The organism is Rickettsiales endosymbiont of Trichoplax sp. H2 (genome assembly GCF_009690945.1).
Taxonomy (GTDB): Bacteria; Pseudomonadota; Alphaproteobacteria; order Rickettsiales; family Midichloriaceae; genus Aquirickettsia; species Aquirickettsia rohweri.
This window is the reverse complement of record NZ_NPHZ01000001.1, coordinates 391,532-398,094: the sequence shown is the minus strand read 5'-3', so window position 1 is coordinate 398,094 and position 6,563 is coordinate 391,532.

Sequence of the window (6,563 nt, the reverse complement as noted above, 5' to 3'; positions counted from 1 at the left end):
AATAATGAATGGATCAGAGGGGGAATTTGATCTAATAATAACAGATTATCAAATGCCTATAATTAATGTACAAGAGTTAGCAGAAACGATAAAAAAGTCTGATGAACATAGTGATATACCAATAGTATTAGTAACTCAAGCAACTGATATTAAATACGCAAGTGATAAAAAATATATGGTGTTTGATAAAATATTTTACAAGCCGGTTACTAATGAATTTATAAAGGAAATTAAAAGTTTAATTTAGTAGAATGATAGTAATGCATATTAATCCATAATCAATATCGAATAAGTCAAGATTATTTCGATATTGGCATTGAGTGCTTTTTTATTACTAAGAGGTAGTACTATTGACTATATGTGCTACATGTATTACATTAATTTAGTAATGAATAAATTGAAATAATTACATGACATCAATAAGATTAACAGCTATGCAAGAGGATAGATTAAAGAATTTATGTAAGTTGACCAAAAGATCCAAGAGTTTTATATTAAAGAAGCTATAGAAAGATATTTAGAGGATATAGAAGATAGTTATATTGCACTTGAACGTATTTCTAATCCAGATCGTATTTTATTATCTACAGAAAAAACAATTGAGGAATTAGAAAGATAATAATAATTTATAAATTGGTATGGGATAAAGAAGCAATCAATGATTTAAGAAATATTGATAAAAAGAAAGCTATAGATTTAGTAAAAAAAGTAGAAAAGCAATTAACAAAAGCTCCAAATGAATTAGGAAAAAAATTAACAGGAAGATTTAAGGGACTGTATAGGTATAGTGATTATAGGATTATATATCAAATTTTTAGAGAAGAGATTACTATTGTTATAGTAAGAGTTGAACATAGGAAAAATATTTATTATTAATTTTTTATAAATATTACTGGTATTGAGGTACTATTTTTCTATGAATAGTCTTAATATATTAGAAATTAGTTAAACAAATAATGATATAAATGTATCATAGATGGGTTTTTGTATACTGGTAAATCTTCTTGGAAAATTATGGACTATATTAGCACATTGACAAGGGGAGGTTATAAATTATTCAAAGATTGCTACAAATTTAGAAGTAGATGTTAAGACTGTAAGATACTATCTAGATATTTTAAGTGATTTGTTATTAATGAGAAGACTTGAGCCATGGTGCGAGAATGTTAAAAAAAGATTAATAAAAGCACCACGTTATTATTAGAATTCTCTACAGCTAAAAGCTAAAAATAGATTTTAGGTATAATTTATATGTATATATTTAATAGATAGTTAAATTTATTTAGTTTAGTGAATATTCAATTGCTTATTAGGTAAAGGTAGACTTTCACTATATTAAAGAATAAAATAAAGAAATAATAGTATTAGTAATAAGTAAAATGGAATTAGCTTCAAAAAAGTGTATACCATGTTCAGGAGGTATAACACCAATGGACAAAAAAGAAATAGATAAGTATTTAAATAACCTAGGTAATGGTTGGAAGGTAAATTCGAAAGGACACATAAATAAAGAGTATAAGTTCCAAGATTTTATGGAAGCTATGGAATTTGCTAATAAAATTGCTGAAATTGCAGAGAAAGAGGGACATCATCCAGACTTACATATATCTTGGGGTAGTTGTAAAGTTGAAATATGGACACATAAAATTAATGGATTGGCGGAAAGTGATTTTTACCTTGCAGCAAAAATAGAAGAAATAAAACTTTTTTATTCATTTTAAATACAAGTTTTTGCTTTATTACAAGTAATAATTATTTGTTAAAGTTGTTAGAAAGCAGATTTAATTTATAGTTGTTACTATAATAATTTTTTCAAGGCAAAAAAGATGTTATAAACTAGTATTATTTTTATTTACAAGTTTACTAATTAAATAATGGCCAAGATAACAGAAAGGAGTATCAAGGAGAGCAGCTATAATCTTAAAAATTATACTACTAATAAAAACATCAAAAAAGTGTTGCCATGGAATAATATTAAAAGAACATAAAATTAGTAATACAGTTGAGGTATCAATAAATTGAGCAATAATAGTACTAACATTATTTCTTAGCCATAAATGTTTATTATTAGTTAAAGATTTTAACCAAGAAAAGATTATAATATCAGTTAATTGTCCTATATAAATTGCAATAATAGAAGCTAAAGATCCTAGTCCATAGACATTAAAAGCTTTTTTAAATTCTGAGTCAGATAAAGGAGACCAACTAACTGCAGGTAATTTAATACTAATGAACAGAAGTAACATGACAATAAAGCTGGTCAAGACAGTAACTTGAATAACAAACTTAGCTTTTTGTTTACCATAGAATTCAGTTAGTAAATCAGAAATAAGAAAGGTTATAGGATAAAGTAATACACCAACAGATATATCTAAAGTAAAGATAAAAGGAATTTCTAAAGAAATAAACTTTTGGAAAGTTAAGTTACCAGTTACAACAGTAGTGCAAAATATACATCCTAGTACAAAATAAAGCTTATCTAAGGGCTTCATCTTAAATAAGTTTAATAACTTGGAAATAACTTATAATAAGTAACATAATTTTTTTAATAATATAAAATTTGTTTTTAATATTTTATTATTTTTTTAATAAAGTATTAACTTTATTTATAAAATCTTTTGTATCTGTAATTTTATCACCTTCAATAATACAAGCTTGATAATATATAATATCAATTAATGTTTTTACTCTATCATTGTCTACATTATTATTTATAACATTATTTTTAATTTCTTGTATAAGTTCATGATCAACATTAAGCTCAAGTATCTTTGGTTGATTAGCACTTTGCTGCATTAAAAACTTATTCATTCCTATATTATTATCTGGCTCTGATAAACAAGCAGGACTTTCAACTAACTTATTGGAAATTACTACATCTTTTACTTTATTCCCTAGTATTTTCTTAAATTCTTCTATTAGTTTTTTTTCATTATCTTTTTCAGCTTCTTCTTTTACAACTTCTCCTTCAACAGTTTCATTTTTATCCTTTTTCTTCTTTATTGATTTAAAATCTATATTAGCACTTGTGATAGATTGGAACTTTTTATTTTTATAGTCCATTACATTGTCTATCCAGAAATTATCTATTCTATCAGTTAGTAATAAGACTTCTATATTATGTTTTTTAAATCCTTCTAATTGAGAATGATTTTTCAGTCTATCAAGATTTTCTCCATAAAAATAATATATTTTATCCTGACCTTCTTTCATATTCTCAATATAATCTTTTAAGCTTCTTAACTCACTCTCAGTAGTATGAAATCTACATAATTCTAGTATTTGATCTTTTTTATCTAACTCACTGCCTCCTAATAATCCTTCTTTTAATACTGCTCCAAAATTCTTCCAGAATTCTTTATAATCATCTTGTTTTTGAGCTTTTTCTATAGCTTTTAATACTTTATCTGTAATAGATTTTTTTATTTTTATAACATCTAAATTATTTTGTAAGGTTTCTCTACTAATATTTAATGGCAAGTCTTCTGCATCTATAACACCACATAAGAATCTTAAATAGTTTGGTATAATTTCATTTACTTCATCACTAATAAATACTCTTTTAATATATAGCTTTATTTTTGGCTTAAAGTCATTGTAGAGAATATTATATATTGAATTACCAGGTATATATAATAAACTTGTATATCCAATATTTCCTTCTACTCTGTTTTTTATCGTTAACCAAGGTTTATCGTAAGATTGTGATACATATCTATAAAATTCAATATTTTGTTCATCTGTCACTTCTGATTTGGTTAAATTCCATATAGCTGTTCCCTTGTTAACTATACTTTCTTTATTATCACTTTTTATTAATGAAACTGGGAAGGAAACATGATCAGAATAAAGTTTTATAACTCTTTCAATATTAAAGTCATCTAATATGTCATTATATTCTTTTTTTATTTCTAATTCTATTATTGTTCCTCGAGAAAGTTGTTTATCATGTAAGTTAAGAGAATATTTACCTAAGCCATCAGATCCCCAAACATAAGTCTTACTTTCTCCAGCTTTTGTAGAGTATACAGTTACAAAATCTGATACCATAAAAGCAGAATAAAAACCAACACCGAATTGTCCAATTAAGTTTTTTGTTTCTTCTTTATTATCTTTAACACTGTCTAAAAATTTTTGCGTACCTGAATTTGCAATGGTACCAAGACTATCAATAAGATCTTTTTCATTCATTCCAATACCATTATCAGATATTGTTAATATATTTTTTTTCTTATCAATTTTGATAGTTATTTTTAATTCAGTGTCATCTGCTAATAATTCAGGGGTTTTAATAGATTCATATCTTAATTTGTTACAAGCATCTGAAGCATTTGAGATAAGTTCTCTTAAAAAAATGTCTTTATTAGTATATAGGCTTTTTGCCATTAATTGTAACACCTTACTAACATCAGCACCAAAATCAAAAACTTTAATGTCATTATTATTTTTATTATTTGTCTTTGTCATTTTTTGAAATATAAATCTTTTTTCTAAAATATATTACTGATTTAACATTTTTCAATAATTTTAATTAAATTTATACAACACAATCAAATAAAGTGAGGTTTATGATTGTATAATTTATAAAATTATAAGTTAAGAATTATCATCAGAAGTAGGCAAATGTGGTATTAAACCAAACTCAAGTGCATCAAGCTGCAAATGACGATCAGCTTTTCTAATATCAATGGTAAAATCATTAATATTTATTGTCCATTTTAAAGAATCTTCTAGTTCCTTTTGATTATCTTTAACTTTTGTAACTTGTTTTATATGATTTACATTTTTGTTTTCTGTAGTATTCATAATTGTTACCTCTATTAGTTACTAAAAAAGGCTAGGACATATTTCAATAAATATCAATTATTTTTTAGTTAGAAAAAATATTATTGAAATGAAGATTAAATAAAAGAAGTGAGGAAATATTTAAAGTGTTTTATTTTAATTGCAATAAGTTTAAAACTTAATATTAATCCATTAATATTACTTGAGCTGTACTAAATATTTATAAATTATTAACTTAAAATTAAATAGCAAAAATGTTAGACAAAAATGTAATAGAAATTTGGGAAGTAGATATAAATAAACAAAATTTAGAAAGAGCAAAAGAAAACATAAATAATCTTTCCAAATTAGAAATAAAAAAACTAAAAGGATTTAAGTATAAAAAAGATTATCAAATATATTTAATAACCCATGTAGCAATGAGAGAGTTAATATCAAGATATACAGGTATAAAAGCAAATAAAATAGAATATGCATATGGAGAGAAAGGGAAGCCTAAAATAAAGGAAGGAATTTGCTTCAATTTATCACATACAGATAATAAAGGATTAATAGGGTTTTATAGAGAAGATATAGGAGTGGATATAGAATATAAAAAAGAAATAGAAGATTATAATGGAATAGGGAAGTTAGTATTTACAGAAGAGGAGATGCAATATATCAACAACAATAAAAAGAAGGATAGGTTTTATGAAATATGGACAAAGAAGGAAGCAATAATAAAAAGTATGGGGGAAGGTTTGAATGAAGATGTAAAAAATTTATCAATTGGTATAAAAAATAATTTTTATTGTGGTAGGTATATATGGCAGATAGAGAAGATAGAAATAGATGAGCCATATATGGCTCATATTGCATATAAAAATGATTATCCTATTAAAGAAGTTAAAGTATATAATTTTAGATGAGTTAAAATAATTAGATTGATAGTATTTAGTTTGAATAAATTATATATTTTTATATAAAGTAACAATTTTTTTCTGGTAATGTACTAAAATTACAATGTATTCTAATAAATTTATATTAATTAAGGAAGATTAAAGATAAATTACTATCCTAATTTGATTTTGGGGAGTAGTAAGTATATGTGGGATCTAAAAAACTAGGATAGCAACTTAATAGATTGTACTTATACATGTATTATGTGTACTAGTCAATAATAACTTAACTAGTATTTATAGTTTTGATATTTTTTAAGTAAAATGATAATTTTGCTATATAATAATTAATATTTTTATAGAGGTATAAACAACAATTTCTAAAAGTTTAACTATAAGTTTCTCTATACCTAAGTATATATTATAGATGTTTTCGTTTGTCATAAAAGCAGGAGTTGATATTACTTTATTTTTCTTATCAATTACTATGTTAGAAGCATCACAAATTACTTGATTAGCATTTATTTTATCTAAAAGTTTGTTTTTATTGCCTAAGGTAATAGTTAAGGTAGTTATATTTTGAAGTGCACATGCAATTAATGCAGGTGCTATACATATTGCTCCGATAGGTTTTTTATGATGAAAGAAAGAAATTATTAATTCTTTTAATGGAGATATTACTTGGAAATTTTGATCTGAAGAAGTAATACTTGAAAGATTTTTAGCTACTCCAAATCCACCAGGTATTACCAATGCATCAAAATCTTTTACTTTGAGTTTATCTAAAGTATTTATATTACCTCTTGCGATACGAGATGATTCAATAAAGATATTTCTTTTTTGATTGATTGCAGTATTATCAAGATGATTAATAACATCAAATTGTTCAATATTAGGAGC